Raw genomic sequence first — 17675 nt, forward strand, 5'->3', positions numbered from 1 at the left:
TGTTCCTGCGCGGCATTTCTCTGCGCTACACACCCCGGTTTGTCTCACATCCTGCGCCTATGGCACGCATTCTGCGTAGCAACGCGTATACAAACCATGCCGGCTCCCGTGCGCAGTATGGTGAGCAGGTCGATACGGGGGCACGGCGGTACTCAAAGGAGCCCCGCAATGTCCGAGCAATTGCCCAACGGCTACAGCCCCCGCCTCTATAACGAGGACCTGGGCCCACTGCCGCAGAAATGGAATTGGTACAACATCTTCGCGTTCTGGATGAGTGATGTGCACAGTGTGGGCGGTTATGTCTTCGCCGCCAGTCTGTTCGCCTTGGGCCTGGCGAGTTGGCAGGTGCTTATCGCCTTGCTCGGCGGGATCTGCATCGTGCAGTTGATCGCCAACCTGGTCGCCAAGCCGAGCCAACAGGCGGCGGTGCCGTACCCGGTGATCTGCCGGCTGGCGTTCGGGGTGTTCGGGGCGAATATTCCTGCGGTCATTCGCGGTTTGATCGCCGTGGCCTGGTACGGCATTCAGACGTACCTGGCGTCCAGCGCGCTGATCATCGTGGTGCTCCGGTTTTTTCCTTCGATGGAGGTTTACGCGACGCCGCATTTTGCCGGTTTGTCCTACCTGGGTTGGTTCGGTTTCCTCAGCCTGTGGTTTGTCCAGGCGCTGGTGTTCTGGACCGGAATGGAGTCGATCCGTCGTTTTATCGATTGGGCCGGGCCGGTGGTGTACGCCGTGATGTTCCTGTTGGCCGGCTGGATCGTGTGGAAGGCCGGTTGGAGCAACATCAGCTTCACCCTGGCAGAAAAGTCCTTGTCTGGCTGGCAGGCGTTCGGCCAAGTGATCGTGGCGACGGCCCTGGTGGTGTCGTACTTTTCCGGCCCGACCCTGAATTTCGGCGATTTCAGCCGTTACTGCCGGAGCATGTCTGACGTGCGCCGGGGTAATTTCTGGGGGCTGCCGGTGAATTTCCTGGCGTTCTCCCTGGTCACCGTGGTGATTGTTTCCGGGACCTTGCCAGTGTTCGGTGAAATGCTCCACGACCCGATTGCCACCGTGGCGCGCATCGACAACGACGTGGCGGTCTTGCTGGGGGCCTTTGCCTTCGTGACCGCCACCATCGGCATCAACATTGTCGCCAACTTCGTCTCGCCGGCCTTCGACTTCGCCAACGTCGCCCCCAGCAAGATCAGTTGGCGCGCCGGCGGCATGATCGCGGCGGTGGCTTCGATTTTCATCACGCCGTGGAACCTGTTCAACAACCCCGAAGTGATCCACTACACCCTGGACGTGCTGGCGGCGTTCATCGGCCCGCTGTTCGGGATCCTGCTGGTGGATTACTACCTGATCAAGAAGCAGCAGATCGACGTCGATGCGTTGTTCAATGACGGGCCCAGCGGGCGCTATTACTACAGTGGCGGCATCAACTGGACGGCGGTCAAGGCGTTGATTCCGGCGACGCTGATGGGTGTGGCGATTACCTTCACCCCCGTGCTGCAACCGATGGCCAACTTTGCCTGGTTCACCGGTTGCTTCCTCGGCGGTGTGTTGTATTTCGCCTTGGCGCGACGCGAGCCGGCCACGCAGTCGAGCAAGGCGTTCAGCCCGGCCGGCCAGGCCTGATCAACGCAGGGCGCTCTGGGCGCAAGGGCTCGCCGCGCCCCGGCTGGCGGGCCGCAGCAACAGGCCTCCGGCCAGCACCAGGCCGCTGCCGGCAATGATCAGCGCCGGTTGCAGGCTGCCGCTGAAATGGCTGCTCAGCGCTGCCAGCAGGGGGCCGCTGAGTTGGCCCACGGCAAAGCAGGCGGTCAACAGGCCCGCGTTGCGCTGGGTGGCGTGGGGCGCCAGTTCCCGGGAGCGCAGCATCACCAGTTGCATGCAGGCCAGGAACGGTGCGCCACACAGGATCACCCCCAGCGCCAGCCCCGGCCCGCTGCCCAGCAGGCAGGCAAATACCCCGGCGGCTTGCAGCCAGAGCGTACCGATCAACCAGCGGCCGGTGGTGTTCGGGTTCGGCCGCCGCCGGCTGACCAGCAATACGCCGCTGGCGGCGGCCAGGCCGAAGCAGGGCCAGAACAGATCGGCCAGCCATTGGCCGTGGAACTGCGCCGAGGCCATTTGCGACAGGAACGTCGCCGGAATGATGTAGCCCACGCCGTACAGGGCGTATACCACGCCCAGTCGAGCGATGCCGGCGTTCGGCGACGGGGCGGTCGGCCCTGCGACAGGTGTTGCGGCTGCCGGCTGCGGCAGGATCGGCAAGATCACCAACAACATCGCCAAGGCCACGCCGGCATACACCAGCCACAGGGTGGCGGAGGTCTGGCCCAGCAGGTTCGAACCCAGGGCGAGCAGGCCCGTCAGGAAAATCCCCAGGCCCGGGCCGGCAAACACCAGGGCACCGAGCCGTGGCCGTCCCACCGCCGCAGCCAAGGGTTGGCTCAGGGCGGTGATCATCACCATCACCCAGGCGCTCGCCACGCCGGTGCCGAAACGCAGCGCCAGGTGCGGCCAGAAGCCCCAGGCCCAGAACGACGCCAGGGTCAGCAGCACGCACAGCCACAGGCCGCCGAGCAACCGCCGCCGCACCTGTTCCGGACGACGGGCGAACATGGCGTCCAGCGCGCCAAGGAAGTATCCCAGGTAATTGGCGGCGGCAATCAGACCGGCGGCGGTCAAGTCGACCTGACCTTCGCCGATCAAATGAGGTAACTGGGGCGTCAGGGCGAAGCGGCCAATGCCCATGGCCATCATCAGCGCGATGAAACTGCCGAGCAGGCGAATAAGAGGTGACATGGTCGTTCTCCGGTGTCGGGGCGAATGACCGTCAGGCTAGGACTGATTGACTTTCATTAAAAATGAATAATAGTGAGTAACTTGTTCTTTTTTGGAGAAGGTCATGGAGTTCAGTCAACTGCGGATTTTCCAGGCCGTGGCCGAGGAAGGTTCCATCACCCGGGCCGCCGAGCGCCTGCACCGGGTGCCGTCGAACCTGTCGACCCGGCTCAAGCAGCTTGAAGAGCAACTGGGTGTGGACCTTTTCCTGCGGGAGCGTCAGCGTTTGCAGTTGTCGCCGGCAGGAAAAGTCCTGCTGGACTATGCGGCCAAGCTGTTCGCCTTGCATGACGAGGCCCATGCCGCCGTGCAGGGCGGGCAGCCGGCCGGGGATTTCCTGCTGGGCACGATGTACAGCACGGCGGCGACGCATTTGCCGGACCTGCTGGCGGCTTATCACCGGGCGTACCCGGCGGTGAACCTGCAAGTGCAATCGGGGCCCAGTGGCGAGCTGCTTGAAGGCCTGCTCACCAACCGGCTCGACGCGGCACTGGTGGACGGCCCGCTGGAGCTGGCGGGGCTGGATGGCGTGCCGTTGTGCGACGAGCGGTTGGTGCTGATTACCGAGGCCGATCACCCGCCAGTAAACAGCGCGCTGGATGTGCAGGGCCGCGCGGTGTTCACGTTCCGGCGGGGTTGCTCGTACCGGATGCGATTAGAGGCCTGGTTTGCCCATGATCACGCGACCATGGGCCGGGCGATGGAAATCGAGTCTTATCAGGGGATGCTGGCGTGTGTGATCGCCGGGTCCGGGGTGGCGTTGATGTCCGAGTCGATGCTGGCCAGCCTGCCGGGCCGCGAGCGGGTAACGGTGCATTCGCTGGCCGAGCCGTTCGCCAGCGCCACCACCTGGCTGATGTGGCGCAAAGGCATGGTCGGAGCCAACCTGAACGCCTGGATTGAGTTGCAACAACAGGCCTGGCCGCGGGGGCCAATGCTCACGGCGCAATCGGCTTGAACTCCGGGAGGTGGATTTGGATCAATTCAGTAACAGATCATTGCAAACTGAGACGAGCATTGCGTAGAACATCGGACTATTATCAGTGCGAAGGGGCCACAGAAATCTGCCGCTCGCACCACCCTGAGGGGGCACCACGATGAAAGAGAAAATCCAGAACTGGCTTCACGACTTGGGTGTCGCGCTTGGCCTGATCGAACCGCCAATGCAACCGGTACCGATCCGCACCGATGACGAGCAACGCCGCCGCCAACCGCGCCGCCGGTAAATACACCACCGAATTTGGAGAGATCGCAGTTCCGGACCATTTCAATGGAGATGGCCCGGAACTGCGATCTTTTTATTGGCGATGTGAACCCTGTGGCGAGGGAGCTTGCTCCCGCTGGGCTGCGAAGCAGACCCAAATCAGCCTCCTCAGCCCTTTCTGACATACCGAGGCGCCTGGCTTTGGGCACGCTTCGCGCCCCAGCGGGAGCAAGCTCCCTCGCCACGGGTACTGCGTCGTACCGGTTAGATCGCCTTGGCCACCGTACTCGGCCTTGGCGACAACACGCTCACCAGCACAAAACTCACCAGCGCCACGCTCAGGCTGTAGTAGATCGGGGTGTTGGCGTCCAGGCCGTCCTTGAGCATGAAGAACAGCGCGGTCAAGAAGCCCAGCGACATGCTGGTGATAGCGCCGGCGGTGGTGGCGCGTTTCCAGTAGATGGCGCCGATCAACGGGATCAGCATGCCGCCCACCAGCAGGTTGTAGGCCAGGGTCAGGGCGCTGATGACGTCACTGACCACCAGGGCGATCACCAGGACCACTGCCCCCATCAGCAGGGTCGCGATGCGGTTCTCGTGGACGTCGCCACTGCCGCTCTCACGGCCCTGGCGCAGACGGGGCAGCAAGTCCTGGACCACCGTGGTGGACGCGGCGAGCAGGCCCGCTGCGGCGGTGGACATCAAGGCCGCCAGGGCCGCGGCGATCACCAGGCCGCGAATGCCGTTGGGGAGGCTGGTCTGCACCACGCTGGCGAAGGCGTTGTTGACGTTCTCCAGGTCCGGCAGCAACACCTTGGCCGCCATGCCGATCAACGCCCCGGCCAGGCCATACAGCACGCAGTACAGGCCGGCGGCGGTGCCGGCCACTTTGGCCACGCCTTCGCTGCGGGCGGTGAACACGCGCTGCCAGATGTCCTGGCCGATGAAGATGCCGAAGAAGTAGATCAGGAAGTAGGTGAGGATGGTGTCCCAGCCAATCGCGGTGAAGTCGAAGTAGCTGGCCGGCAGTTTAGCCACCATGGCATCCCAGCCGCCCGCGTCACTGATGGACATCGGCATCAGCAGGAACACCAGGCCGACGGTCATGATCAGGAATTGCACGATGTCGGTGAGGGTCAGCGACCACATGCCGCCGATGGTGGAATACAGCACCACCACGCCACCGCCCACCAGGATCGACACCCAGAACGGCAGGCCGAACAACACTTGCATCACGGTGCCGATGGCAATGGTCGAGGTGGCGCCGATCATCAGTGCGTAAACCAGCATGATCAGCGCACTGGCCTGGCGCGCCGCTGGGTTGTAGCGGCGTTCCAGCACTTGGGTCACGGTGTAGATCTTGAGTTTGAGCAACGGCTTGGCGAGGAACAGGCTCAGGCCGACGATGCCCAGGCCGATGGCGCCGCACAGCCAGAATCCGGAAATGCCGTAGACGTAGCCCAGGCGCACGGTACCGATGGTGGATGCACCGCCCAGGACGGTGGCGGCCATGGTGCCCAGGTAGAAGCCCGGGCCGAGGTTGCGCCCGGCCACCAGGTAGTCGTCACGGGTTTTGGCGCGGCGCATGCCGTACCAGCCGAGGGCGATCATGCCGGCGGCGTAGATGAGAACGACGATTAAGTCCAAAGCCATGGTGGCGTGTCTCCGATTGTTTTTTTTATAGGAAGTCGGGGTGATGTCGGGTGACGCTTTTGTGGCGAGGGAGCTTGCTCCCGCTCGGTTGCGAAGCAATCGCTATTTCGGGAGCGCTCCGCACTGGAGCGCCAGCCCGGTCCAGCGGGAGCAAGCTCCCTCGCCACAAAAGCTCCCAGCCTCAGGTGTTGCATTTACAGCCAGGTGATGCGTTCACCTCGGGTCAGACGGTCTGCCCGAGCTGCGGTTTATCGATGGACGCCGAATCGTTCCTACGCGGATCATCCGGCCCATACACCGCCGCCGGCTCTGGGAACAACCCAAGCAGCACCAGGTACACCACCGAGGCCAGGCCCAGGGTCACCGGCAGGCTGATGTCGATCCCACCGGCCAATTCCCCCAGCGGCCCGACGAACTGCCCCGGCAGGTTGACGAAGCACAACCCCACCAGCGCACTGGGGATCCACGCCCCCAGGCCGCGCCAGTTCCAGCCGTGGCTGAACCAGTAGCGCCCGCCGGTTTCACCGCGGGTGAACACTTGCAGGTCATCCGGGCAGTAGAAGCCGCGGCGCACCAGCAGGCCGATGATCATGATCACCATCCACGGTGTGGTGCAGGTGATGATCAGCACGGCGAATGTGGATACGCTCTGCACCAGGTTCGCCGCGAAGCGCCCGATGAAGATGAAGGCAATCGACAGCACGCCGATCAGCAGCGTCGCCTTGACCCGCGACAGCACCCGTGGGAACACGCTGGACATGTCCAGCCCGGTGCCATACAGCGACGTGGTGCCGGTGGACATGCCGCCGATCACCGCGATCAGGCACACCGGCAGGAAGAACCACCCCGGCGAAACTGCCAGCAGCCCGCCCACGTAATTGTTGGCCGCGATGTAGTCCGGCGCCTTGATCGCCACGATGGTGGCGGTGGCGAGGCCGAACAGGAATGGGATCAATGTCGCCAGTTGTGCCGCGATCACGGCCAGCATGATGCGGCGCTTGGGCGTGTTGCGGGGGATGTAGCGCGACCAGTCGCCCAGGAACGCTCCGAAGGAAATCGGGTTGCTCATGGCTACCAGTGCCGCGCCGATGAAGGCGGCGTAGAAGCCCGGCTGGCCGAGGCTGACCGTGCCGGCGAACTGGCTGTCGAAGGTCGGTGCGAAGGCGAAAATGCCCAGCAGGAACAGCAGGCTGGCGGCCCACACGGCAATGCGGTTGACCCACAGCATGAAGCGGAAGCCGTAGATGCACACCGTCAACACCAGCAAGGCGAACAGGCCGTAGGCCAGGCCCAGGCTCAGGTCGGTTTCCGGCAAGCCGACCAGCCGCTTGGCGCCGCCGATCAACGCATCGCCCGAGCTCCACACCGACAGCGAGAAAAACGCGATGGCGGTCAGCAACGAGAGGAACGAGCCGACGATGCGCCCGTGCACGCCGAAGTGCGCACCGGAAGACACCGCGTTGTTGGTGCCGTTGAGCGGGCCGAACAGGCCCATCGGCGCGAGAATGATCGAACCCACCAACACGCCCAGCACAATCGCCCAGACCCCGGCCTGGAACGACAAGCCGAACAGCACCGGGAAACTGCCGAGCACGGCGGTGGCAAAGGTATTGGCGCCGCCGAAGATCAGGCGAAACAGGTCGCCCGGGCCGGCGGTGCGTTCGTGGTCCGGGATCTGTTCGACCCCGTTGGTTTCAATGTGCGTAAGGCTTTTATCGTTATTGTTATGCATGATCTGCTCCGATCATCGAGGCGCGTTCATCGAATGTGAATGTCACCTGTTGCTAAGGGGATGGCAGCCCTTCCGGCATTGCGGACAAGTGTTCGTGACAGGCCAGCCACAGGCCTTGTTGTTCTTGGCGAAACACAATGGTTTCGCGCTCCTGGCTAAAGTAAAGCTCCCCTTGCATGCGCAGCTCGGTGGCCACGTCATGGATGAAAATCGCCACGTCCCCTTGCAGGCTGACGAAGGCGTTGCTCGAGGTGCAGTTGAGCACTTCGAAGCCATCCTCGGACCGCCAGCGATCCCACAACGCCTGGTAGGCATCGCGTGACAGCAGGGGCTGTTCAAGGGTGTGGAACACGAAACTCGCATCGGCCGTGAACGCACCGAAGTAGGCGTCGCGGTCATTGCGGGCGAAGGCCGACACCAGCTCAGCGGCAGCCTTGAGGACTTGATCTCGATCGTTCATGGCCGCACCTCAGCGATGAACCACGCCGGGCAGTACGCAGAGCATCTCGTACAGCAGATTGGCGCCCAGCAGCGAGGTGTTGCCGGTGGTGTCGTACGGCGGCGAGACTTCTACCAGATCGCAACCGACCAGGTCGAGGCCCTGGCAGCCCCGGACGATTTCGATCGCCTGGATGGTGGTCAGGCCGCCGATTTCCGGGGTGCCGGTGCCGGGCGCCCAGGCCGGGTCGATGCCGTCGATGTCGAAGCTCAGGTACACCGGGCCACCGCCGACTTTCTCGCGCACTTCGGCCATCAACGGCGCCAGGGATTTGTGCCAGCACTCTTCGGCCTGGACCACGCGAAAGCCCTGGTTGCGGCTCCAGTTGAAATCATCGGCGGTGTAGCCCTGGGCCCGCAGGCCGATCTGCACTACTCGGTCGCAATCGAGCAGGCCTTCCTCCACGGCGCGGCGGAAGGTGGTGCCATGGGCGATCTTCTCGCCGAACATGTGGTCGTTCACATCGGCGTGGGCGTCGATGTGCACCAGGCCGACCTTGCCGTGTTTCTTGTGGATCGCCCGCAGGATCGGCAGGGTAATGGTGTGATCGCCCCCCAGGGTCAGGGGGATGACGTTGTGTTCGAGGATCTTGTGGTACGACTCTTCGATGATCCGCACCGCGTCCAGCAGGTTGAAGGTGTTGATCGGCACATCGCCGATGTCCGCCACCGACAGTGAGTCGAACGGCGCGGCGCCGGTGGCCATGTTGTAGGGGCGGATCATCACGGATTCGGCGCGGATCTCGCGAGGACCGAAACGGGTGCCGGCGCGCAGGGAGGTGCCGATGTCCAGCGGCACGCCGACGAAGGCCGCGTCCAGGCCGGCAGCGGTTTGCAAATGGGGGAGTCGCATCATGGTGGCGATGCCGCCGAAGCGCGGCATTTCGTTGCCGCCCAGTGGTTGGTGAAGAATCTTGTCCACAGGTAGGGCCTCATCGTTGTTTTACTTATCAGGGACCGATTCTGCGAAAAGCCGTTGCCGTGAAGAATCGCTGGCGGCAAATACTTAGTTCAGATTTTTCTAAACTAATGGCGGGCGGGGCGATAGACTCGCGACTGATCTGTTGAGGTTAAATGGTGGGTGCAAGCCTGTGGGAGCAAGGCTTGCCCGCGATGAAGTTCATGCGGTTTCCCCTGGAACCGAAGCGCCTGCATCGCGAGCAAGCTCTGCTCCCACAGATAAATCCCCTCGCCACAAATGTGCAGTGACCCGCCTGTATGGAGACATCCCAATGGCCAACGCTCTACCCGACCTGAAACTGCTGCGCATTTTTGTCAGCGTGGTCCGGCACCAGGGGTTCGCCAATGCCCAGCACGAGCTCAACCTGTCCACATCGGCCATCAGCACCTACATGAGCCAGCTGGAATCGGCCCTGGGCCTGGTGCTGTGTCATCGCGGCCGGGGCGGGTTCAGCCTGACCAGCAAGGGCGAGCTGTTCCATCAGGAAACCCTGCGCCTGTTGGGCGAGCTCGAAGGGTTCGAGCAGTACGCCGCCGCGCTCAAGGGGGAACTGCGCGGTACGCTGAACCTGGGGGTGATCGACTCCACCGTCAGCGACGAGGCCTTGCCGTTCGCCGAAGCCATCGGTGCCTACAGCCAGGAACATCCGGCGGTGCATTTGCATCTATCGGTCATGAGCCCTTACGAGCTGCAACTCGGCGTGCAGGACAACCGCCTGGACCTGGCCATCGGTGCGTTTTCCACGCGCATGAGCGGGCTGGTCTACATGCCGCTGTACCGTGAACAGCACTGGTTGTATTGCAGCAACCGTCACCCGCTGTTCAACGAGCGGCGCATTCCCGAGCAGGTCATCACCCAGCAGCGCATGGTCGGGCGCGGTTACTGGAGCCAGGCCGAACTGGCGCGCCACGGCTTCAAGCACAGCGCGGCGACGGTGGAGAGCATGGAGGCGCAGTTGATCCTGGTGCTGTCCGGTGCCTACGTCGGCTACCTGCCTGAGCACTACGCCCAGGCCTGGGTCGACAAGGGCGACTTGCGCGTGCTGCTGCCAGCGACCTTCGGCTATCAGGCGCCGTTTTCGATGATCGTGCGCCGTGGTCGCAGCCGCGAGCCGCTGATCCAGACCTTCCGTGATTTGCTCAAAGCTCAACTGAACCAGGCCTGACCATGTCCAGAATCCAATGCCCGCGTTGCCACAGGCCACAAAGCCATTGCCTGTGCCCGCTGATCCCCAGCCTCGACAGTCGCACCCGCGTCTTGCTGTTGCAGCATCCCAGTGAAGTGAACCACGCTTTGAATACCGCCCGGCTGGCGGCGTTGGGGCTCAATAATGCCGAGTTGATCGTGGGTGAGGTGTTCGAGGATTTGCCCCGGTTGCTCAATCAACCGGGCTATCAGGCGCGGTTGTTGTTTCCCGGCGATGAGGCGCAACCGTTGCAGGCCTGCGCCCCGTCCGATGAGCCGATCCTGCTGGTCGTCCCGGATGGCACCTGGCGCAAGGCGCGCAAGCTGCTGCACCTCAACCCGCTGCTGGCGGCACTGCCGAGAGTGACCCTGGCCGAGGGCGCTGTGTCCCGTTACCGCTTGCGCAAGGCGCCCGGGCCGGGGGCGTTGTCGACGGTGGAGGCGATTGTCCAGGCATTGCAGGTCCTGGAAGCGCCGGCGAGTTTCGAGGCGTTGCTGAGGCCGTTCGAGGCCTTGATCGAGGGGCAGATTGCGGCGATGGGGGAGCAGACCTATCAGCAGAATCATGGCGGAGGTTAGATAACTCTGTGGCGAGGGAGCAAGCTCCCTCGCCACAGGTCGAGTCAAATCCAGATCAGCGCTCGCGCATCGCCTCGGTCCGCGCCTTCAACACCGGCTTGAGCAGGTAATCCAGGACACTTTTCTCCCCGGTAATGATATCCACCGTCGCCACCATTCCCGGAATGATCAGTAACGGCTTGGCATCCCCGCCCAAGTGGTTTTTGTCGGTGCGCACCTGGATCAGGTAGAAGCTGTTGCCCTTGTCATCGGTGATGGTGTCGGCGCCGATCAGTTCGAGCCTGGCGCTCAGCCCACCATAGATCGTGTAGTCGTAGGCGCTGAACTTGACCATGGCTTTCTGGCCCGGGTGCAGGAACGCCACGTCCTGGGGGCGGACCTTGGCTTCGATCAGCAGGTTGTCTTCCAGGGGCACGATTTCCACCATGTCGTTGCCCGGCTGCACCACGCCGCCGATGGTGTTGACCTTCAGTTGCTTGATCACCCCATGCACCGGCGAGACCACCGTCGTGCGGGTCACGCGGTCGTCTATGGCGATGCTCGAGGCGGTGATTTTCGACAGTTCGGTGCGTTTCTCGTTGAGGTCCTTGGCCGCCTCGGAGCGGAAGGTCTGTTCCGATTCGTCGATCTTGCTCTTGATCTCGTTGATCGCCGATTCGGCCCGGGGAATCGCCAGGGTGGTGGCGTTGAGCGAACCGCGGATTTCCACCGCGCTGCGCTTGAGCCGCAGGATTTCCACCGGCGACACGGCCCCGGTGCGCACCAGTGGCGCGGACATGTTCATTTCTTCCTGCAACAAGGCCAGGGCGGAGCTGAACTGGCCTTGTTTGGAGCGAAACTCCGCCAGCTCCTGGGTCTTCTGCCGCAGCTGTTCAGTCAGGGTCCGTTGTTCGCTGGCCAGGCGCCGCTGGCGCTGTTCATACAGTGAACGCTCGTCCTCGGCCACTTGCGGGGCCTTGGCGATCACCTCCGCTGAAAGCTTGAAGGGCCGGCCCTCGGCCTCGGCCGACAAGCGTTCGACCTGGGCGGTCAAGGCATAGCGGTCGGCTTCGCTCTCGCCCTTGTTCGATTGATATCGCGTGTCGTCCAGGCGCAGCAGGGTGTCGCCCTTGTTCACCATCTGGCCTTCGCGCACGAATATCTCGGTGACGATGCCGCCCTCCAGGTTCTGGATCACCTGGATCTTGCTCGACGGAATCGCCTTGCCTTCGCCAGTGGTGACTTCCTGCAAGACCGCCAACTTCGCCCAGACCAGCCCGGTGATGATCAACCCGGCGGCCAGCCACACGGTAACCCGCGAGCGTCGGGGCGAATCCTGCAGCGTGGCGCCGGCGGTTTCCGGCATGAACTCGCTTTCGGCGCTTTTGCTGAAACTGCCGAAGTAGCTTCGGGCGGTTGAATCCGGTGTTTGGGCAGACATGGGCGGTACCCGTCAGTTAAGTGAAATAAGCCGAACACATACCTGTGGCTTGAGAGGGTTATCTGTGGGAGCAAGGCTTGCCCGCGATGAAGCTAATGCGGTCTCACTGGAACCGAGGCGCCTGTATCGCGGGCAAGCCTTGCTCCCACAGGTGCTGTGCTGACAGTTAGAGCGGCTTAAACCGCCGCAGAGCCTACCCGTCCCTTGCGCAAGGCATCGATGACCGCTTCCTTCGGCCCATCCGCCACGATCCGGCCGTTATCCAGCACCACCAACCGGTCCACCAGGCTCAGCATCGAGGTGCGGTGAGTGACCAGCAGCACCGTCTTGCCCTGTACATGGGTGTGAAGCTTCTGCCGCAGGACGTCTTCGCTGGTGTTGTCCATGGCACTGGTGGGTTCGTCCAGCAGCAGGATCGGCGGGTCGAGCAACAAGGCCCGGGCCAGCAGCACGGCTTGGCGTTGGCCGCCGGACAGCAGTTGCCCGCGCTCGCCCACCGGGCGATCGAAACCTTGGGGATGCTGGCGCGCCAGTTCGGTGACACCGGTCAGTTCCGCCACTTCCAGCATGCGCGCATCACTGATGTAGCGCGCGCCCAGGGTGAGATTGTCCCGCAGGCTGCCGGCCAACAGCGGCAGGTCATGGGCGACGTAGCCGATCTGTTGGCGCAGGTCGGCGACGTCCAGTTGCCGCAGATCCAGGCCGTCCAGCAGCAACTGGCCTTCCTCCGGTGCATAGAAACCCATCACCAGGCGCGCCAGGGTGCTCTTGCCCGAGCCACTGCGGCCAATGATCCCGACCCGTTCGCCGGGCTTGAGGCTGAAACTGATATTGGTCAGCGCCGGGGCGCTCTGGCCGTTGTAGTGGAACGTCACGCCGTTGACGTCCAGTGCGCCCTGCAATTGGGTACGGTCCAACGGCCGCTGCTTGGCGTCTCGCTCCTGGGGCAACGCCATCAAGGCATCGGTGCTGCGCATGGTGAGCTGGGCTTGCTGGTAGCGGGTGATCAGCCCGGCGATCTGCCCGAGCGGGGCGAGCACCCGGCTGCCGAGCATGTAGGTCGCCACCAGCGCACCGACGCTGAGGTTGCCGGCAATGATGCTGTAGACCCCGGCGACGATGGTCGCCATGCCCGCCAGTTGTTGCAGGAACAAGGTGCCATTGGTCGCCAGTGCCGAGAGGTTGCGCGCATGGCTGTCCAGGCGGGTGAGGGCACCGTGGGTGCTTTCCCATTGATGCTGGCGTTCGCTTTCGGCGCTGCAGGCCTTGAGGGTTTCCAGGCCACCGAGGGTTTCGATCAGCAGGGCCTGGCGCTGGGCGCCGAGGGCCAGGCTTTTTTGCACGGTGTCGCGCAGGCGCACCTGGATGATTATGGCGAAGACGATGGTGATCGGAAACGCGATCACGGGGATCACCACCAGCCAGCCACCCAGCAGGCCGATCACGACGAGCATCAGCAGGGCGAAGGGCAGGTCTATCAAGCTGGTGAGCGTCACCGCCGTGAGGAATTCGCGCAGGCCCTGGAAGTCGTGGATGCTCTGGGCGAAGCCGCCGATGGTCACCGGCTTGGCCTTCATCGCCATGCCGGTGATGCGTTCGAACAGGGTGGCGGACAGAATCACGTCGGTTTTCTTGCCGGCAGTGTCCAGCAGATGGGCGCGCACCACCCGCAGCACCAGTTCGAAGCCGGTGCCGATCAACAGCCCCACGGCCAGCACCCACAAGGTGGACGTGGCCTGGTTCGGCACCACGCGGTCGTAGGTCTGCATGACGAACAGCGGCACCATCAGCCCCAGCAGGTTGATCAGGAAACTCGCCAGGATCGCGTCGCTGTACAGCCAGCGCGACAGTTTCAAGGTGTCGCGAAACCACGCCTCGACCCGCGGCACCAGGGGCGAGCGCAGGTCTTCGAGTTCATGGCGCGGCCGGGCGAATAGCGCCTGGCCGCTGTAATCGGTGGTCAGTTCCTCGCGGCTGACCCACTGCTCGCCACCATCGGCTTCACTGGGCAGGATCAGCGCCTTGCCATCCTCGCCCCAGCGCCGCAATACCGCGCAGCGGCCCCCCGCCAGGATCAGCATCACCGGCAGGTTCAGGGGGGAGATGTCCGCCAGCTCACGACGCAACAACCGCGCCTGCAAGCTCGCCCGGGCCGCTGCGCGGGGCAGCAGGTCCAGGCTCAAGCGTTGGTGCGCCATAGGGAGCCCGGCGCTGAGGCTGGCGCGGCTGACTGTCGCGCCATGGAGTTTGCAGAGGATCAACAGGCCGTCCAGCAAGGGATCATCGAAGTTCAGGCGCGGATCGGCGCCGGGGGTTGTGGGTTCCATGCTGGTCACAGTGTTCGCTCCCGTTTTTTTGGAGGGGGCTACTTCAGTTCCGGCAGCCGTGCCTGATTCTTGACTTCGGTCTGCGCGACCGCATCGGCCGGCAGCACGATCCGTTGTTTGTGCAACAGCAGGCCCATGTTCGCCAGCACTCGGTACATCGAGTACTCCTCGGTGTAACGCACTTCGGTGTAGCGACGGTTGGCGTTGTACAACTCGTTTTCGCTGTCGAGCAGGTCGAGCAGGGTGCGCTGGCCGAGACCGAACTGATCCTGGTACGCGGCGCGGACACGGGCGGTGGTGTCGGCGTATTCGCGGGCGGTGGGGGTCTGTTTGCGGGCGTTGAGCATCGCGTTCCAGGCCAGGCGCGTGTCTTCGTTGAGCTGGCGCAGGGCGTTGTTGCGGATGTCCATGGCCTGGTTGATCTGGTGGGCGTTGGACGCCAGCCGTGCCTTGTCGCTGCCACCGCGGAACAGGTTGTAGTTCATCACCACACCCACACGCCAGTTGTTGTCGTGGCCTTCTTCGCCGCCGAGGTTGTTGTTGGCGCCCACCGCCGCTTCGGCATCGAAGCGCGGGTAGAACGGTGACTTCGCCACTTCATATTGGCTCTCGGCGGACTGTATGTCGGCCTGGGCCGATTTCAGGTACGGGTTGTTATCCACCATGCTTTGCTGGGCTTCGCGCAGGTCGGCGGGGATTTCGCCTTTGGTCGAGGGCGGCGCCTCCAGCTCATCGGGCATGCGTCCGACCACGCTGTAGAAGTTCGCCTCGGCGTCCGCCAGGTCCACCTGGGCGGTGTCGAAGTTGTTTTCCGCCAGGGCCCGACGGGCATTGGACTGGTCGGAGTCGGCCGTACTGCCCACCCCACGCTCGGTGCGCAGGCCGATCTGGTCGTTGACCCGCAGGTGCGCCTGCAGGTTGTTCTTGGCCAGGGTCACCAGCTCGCGACGCTTGAGCACTTCCAGGTAGACCTCGATGGTACGCAGCGCCAGATCCTGGGCGGTGCCCTGGGCGTAATAGGCCCGGGAATTGACCACGCCCTGGGTGCGCTGCACTTCATTGGCAGTGTTGAACCCGTCGAAGATCATCTGCCGCAGGCGCAGCTCCGATTGGGTGTAGGTCAGGATATTGGTGTGGTGGTTGCCCAGGGCACGGGTGTTGGTGTTGTCGCTGTAGCCACGGCCGTAACCGGCATTGAGATCCACCGATGGGAAAAGCCCCCCCCTGGCGACCTTGACGTCTTCATTGGCCGACAGACGGCTGTCCACCCGTTGTGCCAGTTCCGGGTGAGTCGCGATGGTGCTCTGGATCGCCTCGGTCAATGACATGGCCTGCGCCTGAGAAGAGCAGGCCATGGCCAGCAAAACCGCGCTGCAGAGGGGGGTTAGAACGCGCATGGGGTGCATCTCCTGAGGTCTGTAGTGCTTCGCTTGTCGCCAAAATATTGACGTGTTTAAGATCAAAACCGTTTCAACCTTGTAACAACACAGCTAAGAACATCCTGAGCAAAACCTAAGAAGAATTTCTCATAAGCATTATTCCGAAAAAAACTTATGAGCTTGAAAAAAACCGGCACATTGTTCAAAGCGAAAGCCTTTGAATCTGCGGGTTCTGACGGCTTTTAGGCGTCAATAAAAGTTTCATGCAGATTTTTAAGCGACGTGAAGAAGTGCCGAAAGGGCGATGTGAGAAGCGGTTTTTGGTGACGGTTTTTTGTCGTTTGGGCGAATTGCCAGCACCTTCTGCTTTCGCGAAAGCTGGCAGATTTTCCAGCTTTTTGGGTCGCTAAACCTGAGGACGAATTCTTCACCCAGACAGGTGCCGATTGCGGTCGGCAACGGAGGAAATGCACATGGCAGCGCTCATCGGTATCGTCAGCAAAGTGGTCGGGCAAGTTTTCGCAGAAGCGGCTGGTGGCCTGCGGCGGCCTTTGGTCGAAGGCGATCGGCTCTATGCCGGCGAACACTTGGTCACCGGTGCCGAAGGGGCCGTGGCTGTGCATCTGCAGAACGGCCAGTCGTTGACCCTGGGCCGCGAAAGCAACCTGACCCTGACCCCGCAGCTGCTGGCCAACCATGCGCCTCATGTCGACACGCCCGACACGACGACGCCGAGCGACGCGCAACTGACCGATGTGCAGAAGCTGCAGCAAGCCATCGCTGCCGGTGCCGACCCGACCCAGACCGGTGAAGCCACGGCCGCCGGACCCGAAGGTGGCAACCCGGGTGGTGTAGGCGGCGGGCACAGTTTTGTGCTGTTGGAAGAAGTCGGCGGGGAGGTCGATCCGCTGATCGGTTTCCCGACGGCCGGGTTCAACGGGATTCCCGAATTTCCCCAGCTACGCTTGGCCGGTGATCCGGATAACACCGGCGATGATGCAACCGTGCCGCCAGTAACCCCTGAGACGCCGGACAACCCCGTGACCCTCGACGGGGTCAATGTCGAGGGCGGCGAACTGACCACCAACGAGGCCAATCTGGCCGATGGTTCGGCCAGCAATCCGGGGGCGCTGGTACAAAATGGCACCTTCACGGTATCCGCGCCTGACGGGCTGAGCAGCCTGAGCATCGGCGGCATCAACGTGATCAGTGGTGGCGTGCCCGCGGGCTTTCCTCAGACCATCACGTCGGCGCTGGGCAACACGTTGACCATCACGGGCTATGACCCCACCACGGGGGTGGTCAGTTACACCTACACCCTGACAGACAATGAAACCCATCCTGCCGGCGGTGGTGCCAACAACATTACCGAGCAGTTCCCCGTGGTGGCCGTCGACACCGACGGCGACACGGCCACCGGCACCCTGGACGTCAACATCACCGATGACGTGCCCCAGGCGATCGACGACAGCCACGCGAACACGGCGTCGGAAACTCTGGTCACCCTTACCGGCAACGTACTGCCAAACGATCACCAGGGCGCCGACCGGATCCCCACCGGTCCCGACAGCGGGCCGATCATTGGCGGGACGTTCACCGGCACCTACGGCACCCTGGTGCTCAACCCCAACGGCACGTACACCTACACCCTGAACACCAGCGACCCGCAATTCGTCGCGTTGCATGGTGGGGGCAGCGGTACCGAGACGTTCACCTACACGCTCACCGATGCCGACGGCGACACCAGCACTGCGAACCTGGTGTTGCAAGTGCATAACAATGATGATCCGGTGGTGTTGGTGGGCCTGAATGCTGAAGGTGGCGAGCTGTCGTTGCAGGAAAAAAACCTCAGCGACGGCAGCAGCCCGGACGCATCGGCCCTGACTCAAAGTGGCACGTTCA

14 protein-coding genes are annotated in these 17675 nt (G+C 63.1%); 6 read left to right on the forward strand and 8 right to left on the reverse strand.

Features of this window, described 5'->3' with window-relative positions:
* Nucleotides 1-168 precede the first annotated feature (168 nt).
* Nucleotides 169-1623 (forward strand): NCS1 family nucleobase:cation symporter-1, encoded by a 1455-nt coding sequence (locus IB266_RS26660; RefSeq protein ID WP_060738694.1) that lies wholly within the window; start codon nucleotides 169-171, stop codon nucleotides 1621-1623.
* Here the strand turns inward: IB266_RS26660 and IB266_RS26665 are convergent, their stop codons facing one another.
* On the reverse strand, nucleotides 1624-2796 hold the full coding sequence (locus IB266_RS26665; RefSeq protein WP_192263451.1) for an MFS transporter: 1173 nt from the start codon (nucleotides 2794-2796) through the stop codon (nucleotides 1624-1626). It lies immediately after the preceding gene.
* A gap of 103 nt (nucleotides 2797-2899) precedes the next feature.
* Between IB266_RS26665 and ptrR the strand changes: the two genes are divergently transcribed.
* Both ptrR and IB266_RS30915 read left to right on the forward strand, forming a co-directional pair.
* Nucleotides 2900-3793, forward strand: a complete 894-nt coding sequence (gene ptrR / locus IB266_RS26670; RefSeq protein WP_192263453.1) for a putrescine utilization regulator PtrR — start codon at nucleotides 2900-2902, stop codon at nucleotides 3791-3793.
* A 139-nt stretch (nucleotides 3794-3932) separates the two neighbouring features.
* Nucleotides 3933-4061, forward strand: a complete 129-nt coding sequence (locus IB266_RS30915; protein ID WP_003198971.1) for a PA1414 family protein — start codon at nucleotides 3933-3935, stop codon at nucleotides 4059-4061.
* A gap of 242 nt (nucleotides 4062-4303) precedes the next feature.
* On the opposite strand, the gene IB266_RS26675 is transcribed toward IB266_RS30915, so the two are convergent.
* From IB266_RS26675 to speB, 4 genes are all read right to left on the reverse strand, one after another.
* Nucleotides 4304-5692, reverse strand: coding sequence for a sodium:solute symporter (locus IB266_RS26675; protein WP_192263454.1), 1389 nt, complete (start codon nucleotides 5690-5692; stop codon nucleotides 4304-4306).
* Between the two features lie 223 nt (nucleotides 5693-5915).
* Nucleotides 5916-7427 (reverse strand): purine-cytosine permease family protein, encoded by a 1512-nt coding sequence (locus tag IB266_RS26680; protein ID WP_192263476.1) that lies wholly within the window; start codon nucleotides 7425-7427, stop codon nucleotides 5916-5918.
* A gap of 49 nt (nucleotides 7428-7476) precedes the next feature.
* Nucleotides 7477-7884 carry a YybH family protein gene (locus IB266_RS26685; protein WP_192263455.1) on the reverse strand — a complete coding sequence of 136 codons (408 nt, stop codon included), beginning with the start codon at nucleotides 7882-7884 and terminating at the stop codon, nucleotides 7477-7479.
* Nucleotides 7885-7893: 9 nt separating this feature from the next.
* Nucleotides 7894-8844, reverse strand: coding sequence for an agmatinase (gene speB / locus IB266_RS26690; protein ID WP_003198979.1), 951 nt, complete (start codon nucleotides 8842-8844; stop codon nucleotides 7894-7896).
* 310 nt (nucleotides 8845-9154) lie between these two features.
* On the opposite strand from speB, the gene IB266_RS26695 reads away from it, so the two are divergent.
* Both IB266_RS26695 and IB266_RS26700 read left to right on the forward strand, forming a co-directional pair.
* Complete coding sequence (locus tag IB266_RS26695; protein WP_192263456.1) at nucleotides 9155-10048, forward strand: LysR family transcriptional regulator; 894 nt, start codon at nucleotides 9155-9157, stop codon at nucleotides 10046-10048.
* Between the two features lie 2 nt (nucleotides 10049-10050).
* Nucleotides 10051-10647, forward strand: coding sequence for a tRNA-uridine aminocarboxypropyltransferase (locus tag IB266_RS26700; RefSeq protein WP_192263457.1), 597 nt, complete (start codon nucleotides 10051-10053; stop codon nucleotides 10645-10647).
* Nucleotides 10648-10702: 55 nt separating this feature from the next.
* On the opposite strand, the gene IB266_RS26705 is transcribed toward IB266_RS26700, so the two are convergent.
* The 3 genes from IB266_RS26705 to IB266_RS26715 all read right to left on the reverse strand — a co-directional run bounded on the left by IB266_RS26705 (nucleotide 10703) and on the right by IB266_RS26715 (nucleotide 15791).
* A complete protein-coding gene (locus IB266_RS26705; protein ID WP_192263458.1) occupies nucleotides 10703-12067 on the reverse strand; it encodes an HlyD family type I secretion periplasmic adaptor subunit in 1365 nt (454 codons plus the stop codon).
* 176 nt (nucleotides 12068-12243) lie between these two features.
* Complete coding sequence (locus IB266_RS26710; protein ID WP_192263459.1) at nucleotides 12244-14403, reverse strand: type I secretion system permease/ATPase; 2160 nt, start codon at nucleotides 14401-14403, stop codon at nucleotides 12244-12246.
* A gap of 29 nt (nucleotides 14404-14432) precedes the next feature.
* Nucleotides 14433-15791, reverse strand: coding sequence for a TolC family outer membrane protein (locus IB266_RS26715; protein ID WP_192263461.1), 1359 nt, complete (start codon nucleotides 15789-15791; stop codon nucleotides 14433-14435).
* Between the two features lie 455 nt (nucleotides 15792-16246).
* Here IB266_RS26715 and IB266_RS26720 point away from each other — a divergent pair.
* A partial coding sequence (locus IB266_RS26720; RefSeq protein ID WP_192263463.1) for a retention module-containing protein occupies nucleotides 16247-17675 on the forward strand: 1429 nt, incomplete at its 3' end.

Source organism: Pseudomonas sp. Pdm06 (assembly GCF_014851795.1).
In the GTDB taxonomy this organism is placed as follows: Bacteria; Pseudomonadota; Gammaproteobacteria; order Pseudomonadales; family Pseudomonadaceae; genus Aquipseudomonas; species Aquipseudomonas fluorescens_AA.